The 20,875-nt window shown below is 33.7% G+C and carries 19 protein-coding genes; 2 read left to right on the top strand and 17 right to left on the bottom strand.

All coding sequences use genetic code 11. The annotated features are described in order from the left end of the window. Position 1: 1 nt before the first annotated feature. Both GMA11_RS04155 and GMA11_RS04150 read left to right on the top strand, forming a co-directional pair. Positions 2 to 946 (top strand): diacylglycerol kinase family protein, encoded by a 945-nt coding sequence (locus GMA11_RS04155; protein WP_163545960.1) that lies wholly within the window; start codon positions 2 to 4, stop codon positions 944 to 946. Positions 947 to 1,022: 76 nt separating this feature from the next. Beyond that, entirely contained in the window at positions 1,023 to 2,168 is a 1,146-nt protein-coding gene (locus tag GMA11_RS04150) for an acetyl-CoA C-acetyltransferase (protein WP_163545959.1), read from the top strand. A gap of 182 nt (positions 2,169 to 2,350) precedes the next feature. Here GMA11_RS04150 and rplA read toward each other — a convergent pair whose 3' ends face one another. The 17 genes from rplA to GMA11_RS04065 all read right to left on the bottom strand — a co-directional run bounded on the left by rplA (position 2,351) and on the right by GMA11_RS04065 (position 20,872). Next, complete coding sequence (rplA, locus tag GMA11_RS04145) at positions 2,351 to 3,040, bottom strand: 50S ribosomal protein L1 (protein WP_163545958.1); 690 nt, start codon at positions 3,038 to 3,040, stop codon at positions 2,351 to 2,353. A gap of 100 nt (positions 3,041 to 3,140) precedes the next feature. Further along, a complete protein-coding gene (rplK, locus tag GMA11_RS04140) occupies positions 3,141 to 3,566 on the bottom strand; it encodes a 50S ribosomal protein L11 (RefSeq protein ID WP_163545957.1) in 426 nt (141 codons plus the stop codon). Between the two features lie 314 nt (positions 3,567 to 3,880). Continuing rightward, positions 3,881 to 4,156 carry a glutaredoxin gene (locus GMA11_RS04135; protein WP_163545956.1) on the bottom strand — a complete coding sequence of 92 codons (276 nt, stop codon included), beginning with the start codon at positions 4,154 to 4,156 and terminating at the stop codon, positions 3,881 to 3,883. A gap of 18 nt (positions 4,157 to 4,174) precedes the next feature. Further along, positions 4,175 to 4,480 carry a hypothetical protein gene (locus GMA11_RS04130; protein WP_163545955.1) on the bottom strand — a complete coding sequence of 102 codons (306 nt, stop codon included), beginning with the start codon at positions 4,478 to 4,480 and terminating at the stop codon, positions 4,175 to 4,177. A 9-nt stretch (positions 4,481 to 4,489) separates the two neighbouring features. Further along, entirely contained in the window at positions 4,490 to 5,245 is a 756-nt protein-coding gene (locus tag GMA11_RS04125; protein WP_205422885.1) for an RNA methyltransferase, read from the bottom strand. An 18-nt stretch (positions 5,246 to 5,263) separates the two neighbouring features. Then, positions 5,264 to 6,091, bottom strand: coding sequence for a pur operon repressor (gene purR / locus GMA11_RS04120; RefSeq protein ID WP_163545954.1), 828 nt, complete (start codon positions 6,089 to 6,091; stop codon positions 5,264 to 5,266). Positions 6,092 to 6,167: 76 nt separating this feature from the next. After that, positions 6,168 to 7,529 carry a UDP-N-acetylmuramoyl-tripeptide--D-alanyl-D-alanine ligase gene (murF, locus tag GMA11_RS04115; protein ID WP_163545953.1) on the bottom strand — a complete coding sequence of 454 codons (1,362 nt, stop codon included), beginning with the start codon at positions 7,527 to 7,529 and terminating at the stop codon, positions 6,168 to 6,170. Positions 7,530 to 7,633: 104 nt separating this feature from the next. Then, entirely contained in the window at positions 7,634 to 8,680 is a 1,047-nt protein-coding gene (locus GMA11_RS04110; RefSeq protein ID WP_163545952.1) for a D-alanine--D-alanine ligase, read from the bottom strand. A 12-nt stretch (positions 8,681 to 8,692) separates the two neighbouring features. Next, complete coding sequence (locus GMA11_RS04105) at positions 8,693 to 9,448, bottom strand: class A sortase (protein WP_163545951.1); 756 nt, start codon at positions 9,446 to 9,448, stop codon at positions 8,693 to 8,695. Between the two features lie 9 nt (positions 9,449 to 9,457). After that, a complete protein-coding gene (trxB, locus tag GMA11_RS04100; protein WP_163545950.1) occupies positions 9,458 to 10,396 on the bottom strand; it encodes a thioredoxin-disulfide reductase in 939 nt (312 codons plus the stop codon). 9 nt (positions 10,397 to 10,405) lie between these two features. After that, positions 10,406 to 11,290: a UTP--glucose-1-phosphate uridylyltransferase GalU gene (galU, locus tag GMA11_RS04095; RefSeq protein WP_163545964.1), complete on the bottom strand. Its 885-nt coding sequence runs from the start codon at positions 11,288 to 11,290 to the stop codon at positions 10,406 to 10,408. Then, entirely contained in the window at positions 11,290 to 12,309 is a 1,020-nt protein-coding gene (locus GMA11_RS04090; protein WP_163545949.1) for an NAD(P)H-dependent glycerol-3-phosphate dehydrogenase, read from the bottom strand. The genes galU and GMA11_RS04090 overlap by 1 nt, the downstream gene beginning before the upstream one ends. Next, on the bottom strand, positions 12,310 to 13,140 hold the full coding sequence (gene lgt, locus GMA11_RS04085) for a prolipoprotein diacylglyceryl transferase (RefSeq protein ID WP_163545948.1): 831 nt from the start codon (positions 13,138 to 13,140) through the stop codon (positions 12,310 to 12,312). It abuts the gene before it with no gap. Positions 13,141 to 13,150: 10 nt separating this feature from the next. Then, positions 13,151 to 14,077, bottom strand: coding sequence for an HPr(Ser) kinase/phosphatase (gene hprK / locus GMA11_RS04080; RefSeq protein WP_163545947.1), 927 nt, complete (start codon positions 14,075 to 14,077; stop codon positions 13,151 to 13,153). A gap of 203 nt (positions 14,078 to 14,280) precedes the next feature. Next, positions 14,281 to 17,529 (bottom strand): family 16 glycosylhydrolase, encoded by a 3,249-nt coding sequence (locus GMA11_RS04075; protein ID WP_163545946.1) that lies wholly within the window; start codon positions 17,527 to 17,529, stop codon positions 14,281 to 14,283. 29 nt (positions 17,530 to 17,558) lie between these two features. After that, a complete protein-coding gene (locus GMA11_RS04070; protein WP_163545945.1) occupies positions 17,559 to 18,665 on the bottom strand; it encodes an ABC transporter ATP-binding protein in 1,107 nt (368 codons plus the stop codon). Positions 18,666 to 18,676: 11 nt separating this feature from the next. Then, on the bottom strand, positions 18,677 to 20,872 hold the full coding sequence (locus GMA11_RS04065) for an alpha-galactosidase (protein WP_163545944.1): 2,196 nt from the start codon (positions 20,870 to 20,872) through the stop codon (positions 18,677 to 18,679). Positions 20,873 to 20,875 lie beyond the last annotated feature (3 nt).

Genomic DNA, 20,875 nt, shown 5'->3' with positions numbered 1-20,875 from the left:
TATGGAAGTGAGAACAACTATGTCAAAAGATAAAGTCTATATTCTAGTGAATGAACAATCAGGTGGTGGAAAAGGACTTCACCTATCAAACGAGGTCACAGCATATTTATCTCGTGTTCATATCCCTTATATTCTGTTTAAAACAGCCTATAAAGAACATGCTTATTCCTTAACAAGACGCATCGCCAAAGAATATTGTCAACAAGAAAATATTTTATTTTTAGTCATTGGTGGCGACGGCACATTACACGAAGTCATCGAAACACTTGTCAGCATGAACTTACATATACCCGTTGGTTTTATACCTGCCGGTACGGGAAATGATTTTTCGAGATATTTCCCTAGCACCAAGTCCCCTATTTCCCACTTGAAAAAATTATTATACGCCAAAGAAACGATACAAGTCCCTATCTTACAAACAGAAAACGGTATTGCTATCAATAGCTTTGGTGTCGGATTTGATGCACAAGTGGTTGCTATGACTGAACAATCTTTGCTTAAAGAAAAATTAAATAAAATCGGACTTGGTTTTGCAGTTTATTTTATCAATGTTTTAAGAGCATTATTTCGCTTTAAAACATTTACATGCACCATTGAAACGTCGTCAGGCATTACCAAAACATTCAATCACGCTTTCCTTGTTTGTGTGATGAATAATCCTTATTTTGGTGGTGGTATCTATATGGAGCCTAGTTTATCTTTAATGGACAATCAATTCAGCATTGTTGTCTTACACGATGTCGGTTTTAAAGATATTATCCGCTTTATACCAAAACTATTTCAACAAAAACATTTAAATGATAAAGTTCTTTTCAATCATCATGATATTTCTGCAACATTGCATCTACCTAAACATGCTACGATGCAAATAGACGGTGAAGTAAGTGCTACTAAAACAAAAGAAATAAAAGTATCTTTAGCGTCATATCCATTTTGGAAAATTTAAAAATTCTTTAAAACTCTATACCACAAAATTAGAATATGTTATGGTAAACAAGAGATTTTAAAAAGGATGAATAATTATGAAAGATATTGTCATTGTTGGTGCATTACGGACACCTATCGGTAAATTTTTAGGAGGATTACGTCAATATTCTGCTGTTGAACTAGGTACAATAGTATCCACTACATTACTTGAAAAAACAAAAATAAATAAAGATTCTGTTGATTACGCTATTTTTGGCAATGTTCTACAAGCGAATAATGGACAAAATCCTGCTCGTCAAATTGCTTTAAAAAGTGGATTAAACCAACAAACTCCTGCCGTGACGGTTAATGAAGTTTGTGGCTCAGGCTTAAAAGCGATTATGTTAGCTTATCAATCTTTAGCTTTAGGTGATGCAAACATGATATTAGCCGGTGGTACAGAGAGCATGTCAAATGCTCCACACTACGCAATCAATGAACGAACAGGTGCTAAATATGGACATCAATCATTATTCGACAGTATTTTAGTCGACGGATTGACAGATGCTTTTAGTCAGCAACACATGGGTATTACCGCTGAAAATATTGCTAAAAAATACCACATTACACGTGAAGAACAAGATAATTTTGCATTCTACTCACATCAAAAAGCCATTCAACATATTCAACACGAGTCATTATGTGCTATTGATGAACTAACTCAAGATGAAAGTATTCGTTTAAATATCTCATTAAATTCTCTAGGGAAACTCCCTCCCGTCTTTGATAAAAACGGATCGGTAACAGCAGGAAATGCTTCTCCATTAAATGATGGTGCAGCAGCATTACTCTTAACAACACGTGATTATGCACAACAACACAACTTACCTATACTAGCAAGTATACTCGGTTATTCTGAAATTGGAAATGACCCAGACTATATGGGAATGGCTCCCGTTAATGCTGTTCATACACTATGTCAAAAAACTAGCCTCACTCTCGAGGATTTTGATTGTATTGAACTGAATGAAGCATTTGCCGCTCAAAGTCTTGCCGTGATACATGAACTTGGATTAAATCAAGAAAAAGTTAATATGTCTGGTGGAGCTATTGCTTTAGGACACCCAATCGGTGCTTCCGGAGCGAGAATTGTTGTTTCTCTTTTACATCAACTAAAAGAAACAAAAGGAACATACGGATTGGCAACACTTTGTGTTGGTGGTGGTATTGGTATTGCACTCGCTATTAAAAGCGAACAGTAAAATAGAATTATATCAATAAAAAGCTTAAAATCAACATCTTAAATATGTTGATTTCAAGCTTTTTTACTCTTCATTAAATCAATATTGGTAGATTACTTCTGCGAACACAATTTAACGAAGAACCTTTTTTCATAAATAATCAATAAGACCAGTAGAGAAATCTACTGGTCTTATATCTTCTATTATAATGTGTTGCTATCTACACGAACACCAGGTCCTAATGTAGATGTTAATGATACATTTTTAATGTATTGTCCTTTAGCAGTTGATGGTTTGATACGAACAACTGTTTCATGGATTGCTTTTAAGTTTTCTAATAATTTTTCGTTATCGAATGATACTTTACCAACTGTTACGTGTAAGTTACCTGCTTTATCAGCACGGTATGTTACTTTACCAGCTTTGATTTCTTCAACAGCTTTTGTAACATCCATTGTTACTGTACCAGTTTTAGGGTTTGGCATTAAGCCTTTAGGTCCTAATACACGACCTAAACGACCAACTTGACCCATCATGTCAGGTGTTGCAACGATAACATCGAAGTCGAACCATCCACCTGCAACTTTTTCGATTAAGTCAACTTCACCAACAAAATCTGCTCCAGCTGCTTCTGCTTCTTTCGCTTTTTCGCCTTTAGCAAATACTAATACACGAGCTGTTTTACCAGTACCATGTGGTAATACGATAGCACCACGTAATTGTTGGTCTGCTTTTCTTGTATCAATACCTAAACGGTAAGCAACTTCAACTGTTGCGTCAAATTTTGCATAGTCTGTTTCTTTTACTAATGCAACTGCTTCTTCTGCTGAATATGATTTTGTTGCATCAATTTTCGCAGCAGCTGCTTGGAATTTTTTACTTTTCTTTGCCATTTTTCTTCCTCCTATTGTGGTTTTAACGGTTTGACCTCCCACAGATTAAAGACCTTGTTTTAATCTAGTATGAGAAGCTGTCTGTGTCGGTTTTGACTGATTAGTCAGCTACGGTGAAGCCCATTGAACGTGCTGTACCTTCAACCATACGCATAGCAGCTTCTACGCTTGCTGCGTTTAAATCTGGTGCTTTTAATTCAGCGATTTCTTTAACTTGTTGACGAGTAACTGTCGCTACTTTTTTCTTGTTAGGTTCTCCAGAACCTTTTTCTACTTTAGCTGCTTTTTTCAATAATACTGCAGCTGGTGGTGTTTTTGTTACGAAATCGAATGAACGATCTTCATAAACACTAATAACAACAGGAATAATTAAACCTGCTTGGTCAGCTGTACGTGCATTGAATTCTTTACAGAATCCCATGATGTTTACTTGTGCTTGACCTAATGTTGACCCTACTGGTGGAGCTGGTGTTGCTTTTCCTGCAGGGATTTGCAATTTAACAATTTTGACAACTTTTTTAGCCACGAAACATTCCTCCTTGATTAAGTCCGTGATGTGGTTTAATGGGGTTTAAAAGATTTCCCCTCCCACGCCTACGTTCTGTACAAACGTACTGATATATATTATCAAATACTGATAACTTTTTCAAGTATTTTCTTTAGTTAATCAATTATTTTCATAAAAGCATACTAAAATAAAAAAATCAGATAAAAGACTATATTTTTACGTCTTCATCAGATAAGACAATATATTTTAATGCCACAATACCATTTTAAGTGCAGAAAAAGGTAGCGAATAGTAGATACCATTCGCTACCCATATACTCACTTTTTTATCCATTAAATAACTGGTGGTGTGCATGTTGTCCCTAAAATATCATTAAAATCAAATATAAATTGATTGTTTTCAGTGACTAGCACAGGAACTCCAACAAATCCCCATTTTTTTCGTTCATTGAATTCAACACGTTCATCACGCAACTGTAAAAAACGTTTTAGGTTTTTCATACTTTCTGTAATATCTACCGCTTCGTATGAAATATTTCTTTCTTTTAATGCTTCTACAAATGGTGGAGTATCTGGACAAAGTGAACTGTAGTATAAAACGTGTGCCATGTATAATATCCTTTCTCATTAAAGTACTAACGCCCATACGATATACGCATGTAATGCAAAGCGTATCGTATGATGTAGCCAGTTAATACGTCCTTTTCGTAATGCAATCTCAAATGGTGCTAACTGCAATAATGTCACAGATAGTATCACGACAAATGTGTGATTGACTAACTGTTGATTGATATGTAGCACTACACAATAAGCTAATAAAACAGCTCCTGAAAATAAACTTGTTAAAGCTGATTTCGGAATTCTTCTCCAACTTGTTGCAATCGCAAATAATATAAATAAAGCATACGCTCCTGCAATAATATCAACAACCATAATACCCTCCTATTTTTTTACAAAATGATACATCATAATCCCAGCAGCCACGGCAACATTTAATGATTCTGCTTGTCCTAAAATAGGAATATACACATTTTGTGTTGTCATGTTTAAAATGTCTTTTTGAATACCATTTCCTTCATTTCCGACAATAATTGCACAATGTTCTTTATATGGAACATCTTGCAAATGTATAGCTTTATGATTTAATTCTGTACCAAAAACAGATATGTTTTCTTTTTTGAATAAAGCAATAGACTCACATAAATCCATGTGATAAATCGGAATATGGAACTGACTCCCTTGCATCGAACGTACTGTTTTTCCATTATAAATATCGACACAATTTTTCCCAATCACAACACCTTGAAAGCCCGCAGCATCTGCTGTCCGAATAATCGTTCCAACATTCCCAGGATCTTGTAAACTGTCTAATAAGATATACTTCCCTTTTGGTTTTTCTAATACTTTTTTAGACATCTTAACGACACAAAAAATAGCTTGTGACGTTGTTGTTTCTGAAATTTCTTTCAAGATACTCTCAGATAAAATATATATTGGAACATCAATCTGTATGGTTAATCGTTCATAGACCTCTTTCGACATCATACAATATAAGACTTGTTGACTATTTAACGCATCCAACACTAAATGATACCCCTCAAGGACATATAGTTGTTCTTTTTTTCGACCTTTTGCCGTGAGTAATTTTTTCCACAATTTTACTTGTGCATTTTGTAAGGATGTCACTTCTTGTATCATCTTATTCTCCATATAGTTTTATTTTGTACGTTTTTCTATATAGTTACCTAAACTTGTTTTAATAAATTTTGTACGATAATCTAATTGGTCAATTTTTAATAAAGACGTAAATGACGGTACTTCTAGTTTACCTTGGAATTTTGCTTGAATCAAAACAGCAATACCTGCTACTTTTGCTTCAAACTCTTCAACTAAACTATACATACCATTCACTGTTCCGCCTCCTTTTAAGAAGTCGTCTACAATTAAGACACGTTCACCTGCTTTTAAGCTACGTTTAGATAATTCCATTCTTTCCACACGTGTCGATGTTGGTGATGCATAATTCACACTCACAGTAGCCCCTTCTGTTACTTTTGAGTCACGTCTTACAATAACAAACGGTACACCTAATTCGTGTGCAACAGCTTGAGCAAGAGGAACACCCTTTGTTGCAACAGTCATAACAACATCAATACGTTTTGTCATGTATAATGTCGCAATAAGTTTTCCAATACGTGATAATAAATTAGGATCACTTAGTAAATCTGAAATATAGACATAATTTCCCGGAAGTACACGCTCAGGATCTTCTAATTTAGATTGTAAAAAAGATAATGTTTGTTTGGCGTCATAAATGGACATCAGCGGAATATACCGTGCTCCACCCGCAGCTCCGGGAATCGTTTCAACAGTCCCTGTTCCTCTTTTTTCAAGGGTTTCTTTAATAATGAATAAATCTTCACTAATCGATGATTTTGCAGCGTCATATTTACTGGCAAAAAAAGATAGTGGAATCAATTTTATCGGATTAGATATTAAATATTGTGTCATATCAATTAGTCGTTCTGTTCGTCTTACTCTCATATTTTACACCTCTACCTTTCATATAAAGTCATCATTTAGTATAACGTTTTAGCATATATTTTTCAAACCATTCACCTTAATTGTTTGGATTTTTTAATGCTTCTACGACGGATAATAAATTCGTGCCAAAACTGGATTTTATTAAAATTGTATCTTTCTCTTGTAATGTATTTTTCAATAATTGAATGAATGTATCGTGATTGTCTTTTTCATAAAACACAGGTATTTGTTTAGTGCTTAGCACCTCTTTTAATGCTCGCATATGTTCACCAAATAAATATAAACAATCTAAATGATGTTCATCAATAACACTTGCGATACTAGCATGTAAGATATCACTCTCTTGCCCTAATTCACGCATATCTCCCAACACAGCAATTTTTCTTCCAGATACGCTTAAGGTTTGGAAATCTTTCAATATTGCTTTCATAGATGTTGGGCTAGCATTATATGCGTCATTTAATAATGTTGTATGATAAATCCCATCCACCCATTCTGTTCGATTAGCGGTTAGTGTAAATGTTGCTAATGCTTGAATTTGCGTTTCCATAGGAACTTGGAAAAAGTTTCCTACCAATATAGCAGCTGCAGCATTTTTTGCATTATATTTACCAATAATCTTTAATTGGATAGATTGGTCACTATTTTTTAGTGTAAAGTGCGTTCCATACTGATTAGTTGAAATATTTTCAATACATAAGAAAGCATCTTTTTGTTCACCAAATGTTTGTGTAAAAGGATACTTATTTTGTAATAATGGTTCATCAACAGGTACAATAAGGATACCTTTATCACGTAAACCAGCTGTCATTTCTAATTTGGCTTTAGCAATTCCTTCTCGAGAACCTAAAAATTCTAAATGGCTATCGCCAATCAATGTAATCACAGCTATCATCGGTTTTGCTAATGTAGATAATTGCTCGATTTGTCCAAATCCATCCATACCCATTTCCAAAACAAGTATATCCGTTTGTTCAGGAGCATCTAAAATTGTTTTTGGTACACCTATTTCATTATTATAGTTTCCTTGTGTTTTATACACAGAATAAGACGTTTCTAAAATAGCAGCAACCATATCTTTTGTTGTTGTTTTTCCATTACTTCCTGTAATGGCCACTACTTTCATCTGAGTTGTTTCCAAATAGTAACTTGCTAGATCATGAAATGCTTGTAATGTATCATCCACAAAAATACACGCAATCCCCTCTGGTGCTTCATCTTGTGATCTGTCCCAAAATGTCACAGTCGCACCTTGTTCAATTGCTTTTTCAACATAATCATGCCCATCACTATTTCCTCTTAAAGGGACAAATAAACTCCCTGTTGTGCAAAGTGATGTATTAAATTGTACATTTGTAACAGGTGCAAAACGATTACTTGATGTATAATCAATGGCTCTTACAGCTTTCACGATTTCAACAATCGTCATTTCTCTCATATTCTTCACTCATTTCATTTAACATTAAACTAAGTATATCAGTGGATACTTTCCTTTTCAATTCATTATTATAAAAATTCCACATCGTTAGATGTGGAATTTTATTATTCTACCATTTGATATGCTCTTTTTTCTTCATATCTTTTAACAGCTAAATCTAATAGCATATTCACTAAATCAGCATAAGGGATACCCGTAGCTTCCCATAATAAAGGATACATACTAAATTGTGTAAATCCTGGCAAAGTATTTACTTCATTGATATAAATTTTATTATCTTCCGTTAAGAAAAAGTCACATCTTGTTAAACCACTGCCATCAATCGCTTCAAAAGCTTGAATAGCATATTGTCGTAATGTTTCGCTAATATCTTCTGGAATTTGTGCTGGAATTTGTAAAGTTGCTTGATTGTTTTTATATTTTTCTTCAAAATCATAAAAATCAACCACTTTTACTACTTCACCAACAACAGATGCTTTTATATCATCATGTCCTAAGACAGCAACTTCCAATTCTCTAGCAATCACACCTTTTTCAACGACAACACGTCTATCAAAGGATAAAGCTAATTCAATCGCTTTGATTAACTCATCTTTATTCGTTGCTTTTGAAATCCCTACACTTGAACCTAAATTAGCTGGCTTTACAAACATTGGATACGTTAATTCTTTTTCGCAAAGTGTCACGACTGTTTCAGCACTAGATAACCATTGCTTTTTCAAAATAGTCACATAAGGTAATTGTGGTAAACCAGCTTGTGCAAATAATTTTTTTGAAATAATTTTATCCATACCACATGCACTTGCTAAAACACCTGTCCCAACATAAGCAGTATCAAGAATTTCAAATAAACCTTGAACAGTACCATCCTCTCCATTTGGCCCATGCAACACAGGAAAGACAACGGCATTTTCTTCTTTTACAACCGTTGGTAAAACAGATTGTCCTACTTTTTCCCATGTTAAAACAGCTTCATTTTCAACAGGTTGTGTTAATGTCTGCCCTAAAATCCAATCTCCATTTTTTTGAATATAAATTGGTTTTACTGTATAAGTATCATAAGAAATAGCTTTTAAGATATTAAATGCTGTCAGAATAGAAATATCGTGTTCTTGACTTTTCCCACCATAAATTAAAAATAATGTTTTCATATAGTTCTCCTATTAGAATGTTCTACTTTCTAAATTAAAAGCATCTTTAGCTTCTTGTGGTGCATCTTTAACACTCGTTTTATTCTTCAAACGTCCACGCACAACATAGCGTTGTAGCCCTTCTAAATCAGCACATGTAATCAACGTCACAATATCTTCATCTGGTGTATCATCCACTAATTCCACACGCTCTGGTGCAACTGTTTCATGCCAGTATACTTCATATTCATAAACATTTTCTAAATCAGTTAAGTAAACTTTTGCCCCATTTTGAATATTTAATAATGGTGTAAACAACATTTTACCATCTCCGGCTGTTGTATAGTGACTAGCCAATGGATAATTCCCTTTTCCCATTTCTTGATCGGCACGAAGTGTTCCAGCACCAACTAACATATTCAAATCACTCACGCCTTTAGCAATCGTCAACTTAATACCTACGGACGGTACAGCGATTTCACCAATAGACGGTACTTTAGCATTGGCTAAACTTGCTTGTAATACTGTTTCAAAACTAATTGGATGAATATCTGCATAATCAAAATTCGCTTCTACTTTTTTGTTTTCAGCAATTTCACTAACCGTGACAGGTTTTTGTTGTGTAATCTGATGTGTTAACATCATGTTACGAATTTGATTTGAGAAAATCAACACTATACCTATGATTGCTAATAATATAGCTAGTGCTGTTACCCATTTATTTGAACGTGCTCCTTTTTGACGTTTTTCTTGTCGTTCTCTTTGTAATCTTTGTTCTCGTCTGCCCATTTTATCTCCTTATTGTGCTTGTTTTTCTTTTAGTGTTTCAATAAAATGATATACACCTTGACCTGCTTGGGCACCATCTCCAACAGCTGTTGCTACTTGACGTAATGTTTTTTGTCGAACATCTCCAATAGCAAACACACCCGGAATGACTGTTTCCATTTGATCATTTGTTAAAATCCAACCTTCATCATCTGTAATGCCTAAATTTTTAAATGCTTCTGTATTTGGCAGCAATCCAACATAAATAAATACGCCTGCAGCAGATACTGTTGAAACTTCATTCGTTTTAACATTTTTTAAACGAACACCACTAACAGCATTATCTTCTCCTAAAATTTCTTCAACAACACTATCCCAAATAAATGTTATTTTATCATTTTTAAAAGCTCTATCTTGTAAAATCTTTTGTGCACGTAATGCATCACGACGATGTACAATACTTACTTTTGATGCAAACTGCGTCAAATATGTACCTTCTTCAACAGCAGAATCTCCTCCACCAACAACAATCAATTCTTTATCTTTGAAAAATGCACCGTCACAAACAGCACAATAGCTAACACCTCGGCCGCTATATTGACTTTCTCCATCAACACCTAATAAACGATGATGTGATCCTGTCGCAATAATAATAGCATAAGCACGGTATGTTTTTTTACCTGCATGAACGACTTTTATATCCTCTTCGAGTGTAATGTCTGTCACATCTCCATAAGCATATTCTGCACCAAAGTGCATCGCACTTTCATACATTTTATTTGCTAAATCTGGGCCTAAAATAGACACATATCCAGGGTAATTTTCAATTTCTGATGTATTCAGCATTTCTCCTCCTGGAACACCACGTTCTAACATTAACACTGATAAATTGGCACGTGAAGCATATAATGCCGCCGTCATCCCTCCAGGGCCCGCACCAATAATAATGACATCAAATATTTTATCCATATATACTCCTTATTTTTCTTGTTCTAAAATTTTACCTAATTGAATGATATATTCTTTCAATCCTTCTTTGACTTCTGGGTGAGATAAACCATATTGAATATTCGTCGTAATTAAGCCTAATTTATTCCCTGTATCATAACGAATCCCACGGAATACTTTTGCAAAAACACGATGTGTACGATTTAAACGGTCAATCGCATCCGTTAGTTGAATTTCTCCTCCAACACCCGGTTCCAATGTTTCTAAAATTTCAAAAATTTCTGGCGTTAATAAATAACGTCCAATAATCGCTAAATTACTTGGAGCTTCTTCAGGTTTTGGTTTTTCTACAAAGCGTTTCACATTGTATAAACCTTCTTCTAATTCAGAATCGACATCAATGATGCCATAACTACCTGTTTGGTGCGGTTCAACTTCCATGACAGCAATTTGTGCTGTATGTGTTTTTTCATAGCTATCAATCAACTGTTTTGTTAATGGTACCTCATCATGCATAATATCGTCACCTAATAATACAACAAAAGGTTCATCACCAACAAATGCTTTAGCTTGTAAAACAGCATCTCCCAATCCTTTTGGATACGGTTGACGTACAAAATAAATATTAGCACCTGATGTTGATTCCACTAGTTTCAACAAATCATATTTACCTTTTTCACGCAATGTTGCTTCTAATTCAATATTTGCATCAAAATGATCTTCAATAGGTCGTTTACCTTTACCAGTAATAATTAAAATATCTTCTATACCAGATGCAACAGCTTCTTCCACAATCAGTTGAATAGTTGGTTTATCAACAATTGGCATCATTTCCTTTGCCATTGCTTTTGTAGCCGGTAATAAACGTGTCCCTGATCCAGCGGCTGGAATAATCGCTTTTTTCACTTTTTTCATCATGATATCTCCTTTATTTCTTCACTTTTTCCATCTCGTGCCATCAATTCAACAATCGCTTGCTTCACATTTTTATTATGGTATAGCACTTCATAAATTGCCTTTGTAATCGGCATATCTATTTGTTCTTGATGTGCAATTTCATAAGTTGCTTTCGTTGTCCAAACACCTTCAACTGCCATATCAATTTCTTCCATTGCTTCTTGTAAAGAAAGACCTTTTCCTAATCGGTAACCTAATTGCCAATTTCTCGAATGCACGCTCGTACATGTCACAATTAAATCACCAACACCACTTAATCCGATAAATGTTAATGGTTCTGCACCAAAATACATACCAAATCTCGTAATTTCAGCAAGTCCTCTCGTCACAAGTGCTGCTTTGGCATTGTCACCATATCCTAGTCCAGCTACAATACCAGCACCTAATGCAATAATATTTTTTAAAGCTGCTCCATATTCAACACCGACAACATCTTCATTTGTGTAAATTCTAAAATACTTATTCATAAACAATGATTGTACATATTTTGCCGATTGATTATTTTGACACGCAGCCGTAATCGTCGTTAAATCTTTTCTAGCCACTTCTTCTGCATGACTTGGCCCAGACAACACCACAATATCCTTATACACATCTTTATCTAATGTTTCTGATAAAATTTGCGAAATACGTTTATGGCTACCTTGCTCCAAACCTTTACTTGCATGTACAATGTAAGGTTTAGACGTTATAGCCATATTCACTTGTTGTGCTACTTGTCGAATAGCATTTGTAGGCACAACAAATAAAATACAATCCACCTGTTCAAGTGCTTCATTCAAATTTATAGTAGCTCTTAATTGTTCAGGCAATAAAATATCTTTTAAATATCTTTCATTTTTATGGTATTCATTGATACAATCAATATCATCTTGATTGTTTCCCCACAAACATACATCATGCCCATTTTCGACTAAACAAGTCGCCAATGCCGTTCCCCAAGAACCAGCACCTAATACAGCAATCTTTTGTTTCATCTACACACTTCCTAACTGGTTTTCATACTGATACATTTCATAGAGCGATACATCTTTACGATGACGATATACATACATACAGATGGATAAAACCACTAATACAAGTGATAATGCTTGAGATACTCTTAATGGCCCTAACCATAAACTATCTGAACGCATACCCTCTACAAAGAAACGCTCTATACCATACCAAATAACATAAAACAGTGTCGTATCTCCAATTTTTAATCCTTTTAGTTTTCGGCGAAACACCATTAACAACACAAAGCCAATCACACTTAAAACAGATTCATATAAAAAAGTTGGTTGATAATACTGTCCATTCACATTCATTTGCTCAATAATAAAGTTAGGCAAATGTAGTTGCTCTAAATAAGCACGTGTAACTGGGGCACCATAAGCTTCTTGATTGACAAAGTTACCCCACCTTCCTATCGCTTGTGCCAATAACACGCCCGGTGTAATAATATCTAGCAAAATAAAAGTTGGTATATTAAATTTCTTAGCATACCAATATAAAAAGACAATACCAGCAAGCAATCCTCCATAAATGGCTAGGCCACCTTCCCATATATAAAAGATACGTAATAAATCATGTTGATAATCTTCAAATTTAAAGACGACATAATAAATACGTGCCCCTAAAATTCCAACTGGAAATAAATAGTACACTAAATCTGTAAAAAAATCTTTTGGAAGTCCTTTTCGTTGTCCTTCTCTATTCGATAGAATAGTTGCTAAAAAAGCACCGGATACCATAATGACGGCATACCAACGAATAGACAGACCAAAAAAAGATACAATTTCTGGATTTATAGCTAATGATGTCATTATAATCTCCTTAATTTTTTGTATTTTCTTGAATAAGTTTATTTAAATTATTTTGAAAAACTTCTGTTGCATCAAATCCCATTCCTTTAGCACGATAATTCATCGTTGCTACTTCAACAATATTCGCTAAATTACGTCCCATTTTAACTGGAATAGAAATTTGTGGCACATCTACGTCTAAAATACGAACTCTTTGTTGCCCATTCCCTAATCGATCAAATGTTTTATGTTCATTCCACACTTCAAGTCTAACAATTAAATCTAATTTTTTCGTATCACGAACAGAACCGACACCAAATAATGTCATCACATCAATAATACCAATACCTCGTACTTCTAATAAATTTTTCAAAATACTCGGAGACTCTCCAATAAGCGTTAACTCATCCACTTGATAAAAATCAACTCTATCATCTGCAACTAAACGGTGCCCTTGTTGTAACAACTCAAGAGCTGTCTCGCTTTTTCCAACACCGCTATCTCCCGTAAGCAATACACCAACACCAAATATATCAATAAACACACCGTGCATAGAAACACGCTCTGCTAATTTACTTTCTAAATAATTGGTTAAATTACTAATGACGCTCGTTGTCTTACTTGATGTTTGTAAAATCGGAATACACGCCTTTTCAGCAGCTTCTACTAAACACATCGGTGCTTCTAAATTACGTGCAATAATAAATGCAGGTGTTTCATGCGCACATAATTTTCTCATAACATCAAGTGCTTCTTGTTTATCTAATTTTTGAATAAACGATATTTCAGTCATTCCTAGGACTTGGATACGCCGCTCATCATAATATTCAAAGTATCCCGTTAATTCAACACCCGGCCTAGATAATTCACTAGTAAAAATATGTCTTTCTAAAAATGCCTCCCCATGCTGTACCTTCAATCTTAATGTATTCACTAGCTCTTGAACAGTTACGGTCATTTTTTTACCTCTATCTTAAAAATTTATACTCTTTTTTATCATACCACTTTTTGAGATATCGGGAAAGGCATATACTTTTAAAAACATACTCTTTCATCAATCCTGTATAAAATAAAAACAAACTATTTTAATTTTATAACATAAAGTATCATAAAAAGGATTGATACTTTATCATATCAATCCTTTTTATATATACATATATGTTAAATTCTATTATCCTTTACTTTAAAAACAAAGCATCCTAATCCTAATAATAAACTACCGATGAGTACATCTACATAAGATTTTTCTTCATTTGTTTTCGGTAACTTTCTCTCTTCAGAAACTTTATTTTTTAATAAAGAACTACTCATGGACACCGTATTTGACTTAGTAATTTCTGGTTTGATAGCAAATGGTTTTTTCGTTTTACCTTCATTATAAACCACTGCATAATGACTAAAATGTTTAACAGTAAATAAGATTTCTTTATCTGTAACAGTAAAAGGTATTGGTTCTTTTTTATCCCCATTTAAAAAATAGACTTGTTCTACTTTACGGTCATCTTTTTTCATGACACTAACATGTGCTTCTTGTTCAAACGATACTTTTTCTTTTGTTTTATTTGATACAAAATACATATCGTATATATCTACTTGCTTATCAAATTGTTTTTCTGATTCTTCTGTCGCATCTTTCACTACAAAAGAGAGGTCATCTGTTTTTTCCGTTTTAGCTGTTGTAACCGTTACTTTTTTATCTATTGACATAAACACTTTTTTTTCAATAAGTTGTCCAAGTGCCTCTTCTAATTGCTTTGTCACATCATCTATATCTTCTTGAGTAGCTGTTGATAATGATAGTACATTTTTTGCTTGTTTTAAAACTTGTTCTAGTTTCTCCATTCCACTTATGTACGAATCTTTTTCCAATGCCTCTACTTTATTTTTCAATGCTTCTAAATCAGACTTATCTATAATATTATCTGTTAAAAAAGTAACTTTTGCTAATTGAATATCGGTATGTTTAACCGATTGAACAGATCCATTTCTCAAAGTATACATTGCACCTTTGTAATTCGGGAAAATAACTTTTACATATTTTGTTCCACTCGGCAAATCATACGCATCAAATGTTGTTCGTGCATAGGCTGGATAAGCATCTACAAAATTATCAACAACACGTAACGATTGATACGGCGTCCAATCTTTTCCATTTAATGATGTTTCAATTTTAAAATCTAATGAATCTTTTTGAACAACAGTTGATCGAATAGATGCACCTTCATTTGCCCATGCTCTAGAATTATATTGAGAAACATCACTTAATGTTTGATAATAAGTCGTTAAATGCACATCTTTAACACCATTTACTTTATAAATAAGCGATTGATTTTCTGATCCTTCTTTTACATACAATCGACTATTTTCATATCGTGGTTGTCCACCATAGAAGAAATTATTTTTATTTTCATATTGTTGTTCACCATGTGACACAAAGGTTAGACCGTCCGTTTTAACGATTGGACGAATATGATATGCTGTTGATTCATTTGGTGTATCAAGATTATCAAATCGTGCTATCGGTGCATCTTCTGTTTGATACACTCTTATCCAGTCAATCAAATAATTACTGTCTTGTTTTGTTAAACGTTTGCTATAATCGACATCGCCAACCCAACCGTCACCAACTTGTGTTTCTAAAATCGGAAACATTGGACGATGATGCATACTATCTAACTCTTGTCCTTGAGTAGATGTAAACACTTTTTTACCATCTATGTACCATGAAATATGTGTTGGTGACCATTCTACTTCATATACATGAAATGCTTGACTCCACGCTTCATAATTTTTTGTCGGTACTCCGTGTGAACCTTTATTTTTAGCTAAAATACCATAATGATTGGTTGTCCAAGCATCCCATGAATCTTGACCTAAATACTCTAAAATATCAATTTCATCATGTCCTGTTTCATCTTGTGCTAACATCCAAATAGCTGGCCAAATCCCTTTTGAATCATTCACTTTTGCTCTAACAGCTACACGCCCAAATTGAAACGAAAATTTATCTTTAGATTCAAGACGACCCGACGACCATGTTACTTTACTTGGAATATTATCTTTTGTATATCTATCAATACCAACTGCATCAATAAGCGCTTGTGTACTATTATAATTACGACTGTTAACCGCTAAATAACTATTATCTCCGTCTTTCACAATACTAACTGCTTTACGATTATAAATAGCAGCATGATTTACCATACCATCAATAATTTGCCACTTACTTTCATCAATAGTATCTTCGTTAAATTCATCTGACCAAACTAGTTTATTATAAGGTGTTTCTGGCATCATATAGTCTGGTCTTGTTTCATCAAAATCCTTTCCTGATGCTAAAATTTCAACTTCATTATATTTAACAGGTGACTGTGCATCTTTTTCAACAGTAAATCGCACAATTTTCCCAGATAACGCTTTATCTAAAATAACTTTCTCTATATCTTTCCCTTGGGTAAATTGCTGTTTGGAAAAAATAGTTGTTCCAAGTGATGTTGGAGAAGAGCTTACCTCTATTTTAACATGTTTATATGTTCCCTCTTCTAATTTAAAATGAACTTCTTTGATTTGATATACATTCTTATATTCAAATTGAAGTTGATTTTCTCCAGGTGTCTGATGAATAGCATACCCTGTATTCAGTTTACCATCACTTATCTTTTCAATATCTACGGGTGTTAACCCTTTCACAAAAGGAAGTTTTCCAAGAGCTATATTACGCAATTCTAACTCTTTTGGCACAACCACTTCAGATTCAGGTACATTCGCAATAGCTTCAATTTCTGAAAACAATATGCCATTACTGTATCCTTTCCATGAGCTATTCGTATTTTGAATATAATGCCCTTTCCCCCAAATACGAATGTATCTCGCTTGAATAGGATTTTCTAAATCTACAATTTGTGGTTTTTCTTTTGTTTCAGGCGTTTCAATGACATCTGTTGTGTTAAATACCGTCGTTGATTGTTTAAAATCTGCAGTTTGAGATACTTCTATTTTCACATCTTTAAACGTAGATACAGCATTTGGATAACTATTCCGATATAATTTTAATCGTTTTAACTCTCTTATTTTTTCTAAATCGTATTGCAAATATACATGTTGCCATTGATTATATCCATTATCATCTCCACCAACTTCATTCCCTACAATCACTTTTGTAGACATCGCATCATCTGATTGACTAATTTGCCCGTCAGTAGCTCCTTCTGGATTTAAAATCTGAACTTGCGGTGTTGTAGAATCACCAGAACCAATTTTCGTAGTTGCATTGGACGTTGGTATTTTTCCCAATAAAACATTTGACTCTACTAATTTTTCGCTAGACTGTGCATATATATTGGATTGTTTGGATACACAAGATAAACCCACCAGTGCTACTACACCTATTTTCAACACCCATTTTTTCATCGTTATCCCTCTCTTTCTAATAAATATCGTTATGATAATAAAATATTTTGTTCTGTATTCTTATCAAAATAATGTGCCTTATTCATATCGAATGCCAAGGTAATCTCTTGATCCATTTGAATATGTTGTCTACTATGTACAATTGCTTTTATCTTTTGACAACCGATTTGCGTATGCACAATATATTCAGCACCAAGTAATTCAGCTACCATAACGTTTGACGTTATCATTGCTTTTTCATAAGTTTGCATCACAAATGGATCATTAGATAAACTTTCTGGACGAATCCCTAATACTATTGGTTTATTTTCATAACCCTTTTCTTTTAATTGTTGATATTGTGCCAAAGGTAACTCTAAAGAAATTGTTTCATCTACTTTAAAACAACCTTTTTCAAGTGTTCCTTCAATAAAATTCATCGTAGGAGCACCAATAAATCCTGCAACAAATAAATTGATTGGAAAATCATAAATCTCTTTTGGTGTCCCAATTTGTTGTATCACACCTGCTTTCATAACGACTAAACGATGTGCCATTGTCATCGCTTCTGTTTGGTCATGCGTAACATAAATGGTTGTAGCTTGTAAATCATTATGAATACGGATAATCTCCGTTCTCATATCTCCACGTAATTTCGCATCTAAATTAGAAAGAGGTTCATCCATTAAAAAGACTTTTGGAGAACGAACAATCGCGCGTCCCAGTGCCACACGTTGTCTTTGTCCACCAGATAAAGCCTTAGGTTTTCTATCTAATAAATTTTCTAAACCTAAAATTTGTGCTGTTTCTTTTACTTTTCTATCTATTTCGTCTTTACTTATTTTTTTCAGTTTTAAAGCAAACGCCATATTATCATAGACAGTCATATGTGGATATAAAGCATATGACTGAAATACCATTGCAATATCTCTATCTTTAGGTTCAACATCATTCACACATAAATCATCAATATAAAATTCCCCCTCAGAAATATCTTCTAATCCTGCAATCATTCTTAATAAAGTTGATTTACCACACCCTGAAGGACCAACTAATGCAATAAATTCTTTATCTTGAACTTCTAAATTAAAATTATCGACGGCGTGATACCCATTCTCATATCGTTTATGGATATGTTTTAATGATAATGTTGCCATAATATACTCCTTTATTCTTCTATTTCTTTTAAAACATATAAAACAGATGAAAAATCTGTGTCATGCTCTTGATTATCTATTGGTAAACCTACACACATTAGTTCATTACCGTAAAAAACACCTTTTTGACATTGATACATTTTCTCCGGAGATACTCCTTTTAAAACAAATCGTCTAAACCCTCTATTTGCTCTCGTTAATTGTTGGTAATATCCAACAATTACTGTTTTTTTATCTTCTGATATAACTTGCCAAGCTGTATCTATATCTGTATATGGCGATAACAGACGATAAAATGTTCCCTTTTGAAAAACATCACGATATGTTTTATAAAATTGTATATGCTCTCGCACACTATTTTTCTCTTCTACGGTTAATTTAGATAAATCTAATTCGTATCCAAAATTACCAAAAAAAGCAACATTTGCTCTTGTGTGTAACGGTGTTACACGATTAACTTGCTGATTAGGTACTTCCGACACATGACATCCCATACTGACAAGCGGATAAACCATAGACGTCCCATATTGAATAAACAATCTTTCAATAGCATCCGTATTATCACTTGTCCAAGTTTGAGGAGCATAATAAAGCATACCAGCATCAAATCTAGCACCTCCACTTGCACAAGATTCAAATAAAACATGCGGAAATTCTGTTGTAAGTGCCTCATATAAACGATAGACGTTTAATATATATCGGTGGAAAAGTTCACCTTGATGACGTGCATCATAATATAGACTATATGTTTCAGTCATATATCGATTCATATCCCATTTAATATAGTCGATTTGGTTCGTAGATAATAAAGTATGTAGTTGCTTATAAATATTTTGATAGACATCTTCTCTAGATAAGTCAAGTGTGTGTTGATGTCTTGATGGAGATTGTCGTCTATTCGGATGATGTACTATCCAATCCGGATGCTCTCGATAAAGTAAACTATCTTTATTAACCATTTCCGGTTCAATCCATAAACCAAACATCATATCTAATGAATGAACATGAGAAATAATACTCTCTAAGCCATTTGGTAATTTTTCTTTATTAACAGTCCAATCCCCTAATCCTGATGCATCATGATTACGATGTCCAAACCAACCATCATCTAGTACAAACAACTCCATACCTACTTGTTTTGCTTCATCTACTAAAGCTAGAATACTCGATTCATCAAAATCAAAGGACATCGCTTCCCAATTGTTTAATAATACTGGACGAGGTTTTTCTTTCCAAGTACCTCTTATCAAATGTTCTCGATAAAAAGCATGGTAAATTTGACTCATTTTATTTAATCCACAATCTGAATAAACTAGTACAACCTCTGGTGTATCAAAACGTTCATTAGGTTTTAACTCCCAACAAAAATAATCTGAATGAATCCCCATTAACAAACGACTGATACCATGTGTTTTGACATCTATTCCTGCATAAAAGTTACCACTATATACAAGAGAGCATCCTATGGCTTCTCCTATATCTTCTGTTGTATACGGTCTTTTTAATGCAATAAACGGATTATGTTCTGAACTACTCGCTCCTTTTAAGCTATAAATAGACTGATTCCCCGATTGAAGTTTAGAAGTGATGAGATGTCTTTCCCTTCCCCATGCACCGTCTAAGTGCATCCATTCATATACAGAATCTGGCAAATCTAAGCAGATACTCATCGCCTTTTCAATCGACACACTTTCTTGTCCAAGCTGTTCAAATGAGGCATGTCTAGTAATAACAGGATATTTTTCAAAAATAGTATAATATAAATACAATATCGTACTTGAGATATTATCTTCTAAAATAATTTCTAATGTTTGTGCTTCTAAATCATCATTTGTATATGTGTGTGGCAACCCCTTTATATGCGGTTTCCCTTGTAAAATACGATGCTCTCTATACTTAAAATCCGATAATGTACTACCATCTGATTGACGTAATGAAAAAGCTGGTAATCCAAAATCCGTTGTACCATAACAAGCATATTCTTGTTTTGTATAGTGTAAAGAAAATGTGTCGTCATCATCAAAAACACATGCTCCTAAAGGTCTTGATACTCCTTGAAATAAATATTGATATGATTTTTTTTCGCTTACTCTTTTTCCATAATACAAATGCCCAATATGCCCATTTGGTAAAAGATGCATTATATAGCTTATTTCGTCATTATATAAATGAAATTCTTTGTTTTCTAGCTGAACAGAAATTGACATTTT

The sequence above is a fragment of the Granulicatella sp. zg-ZJ genome (assembly GCF_010892355.1).
GTDB lineage: Bacteria > Bacillota > Bacilli > Lactobacillales > Aerococcaceae > WM01.
The sequence above is the reverse complement of the archived record's forward strand: the minus strand, read 5'-3'. Positions and strand labels throughout refer to the sequence as shown.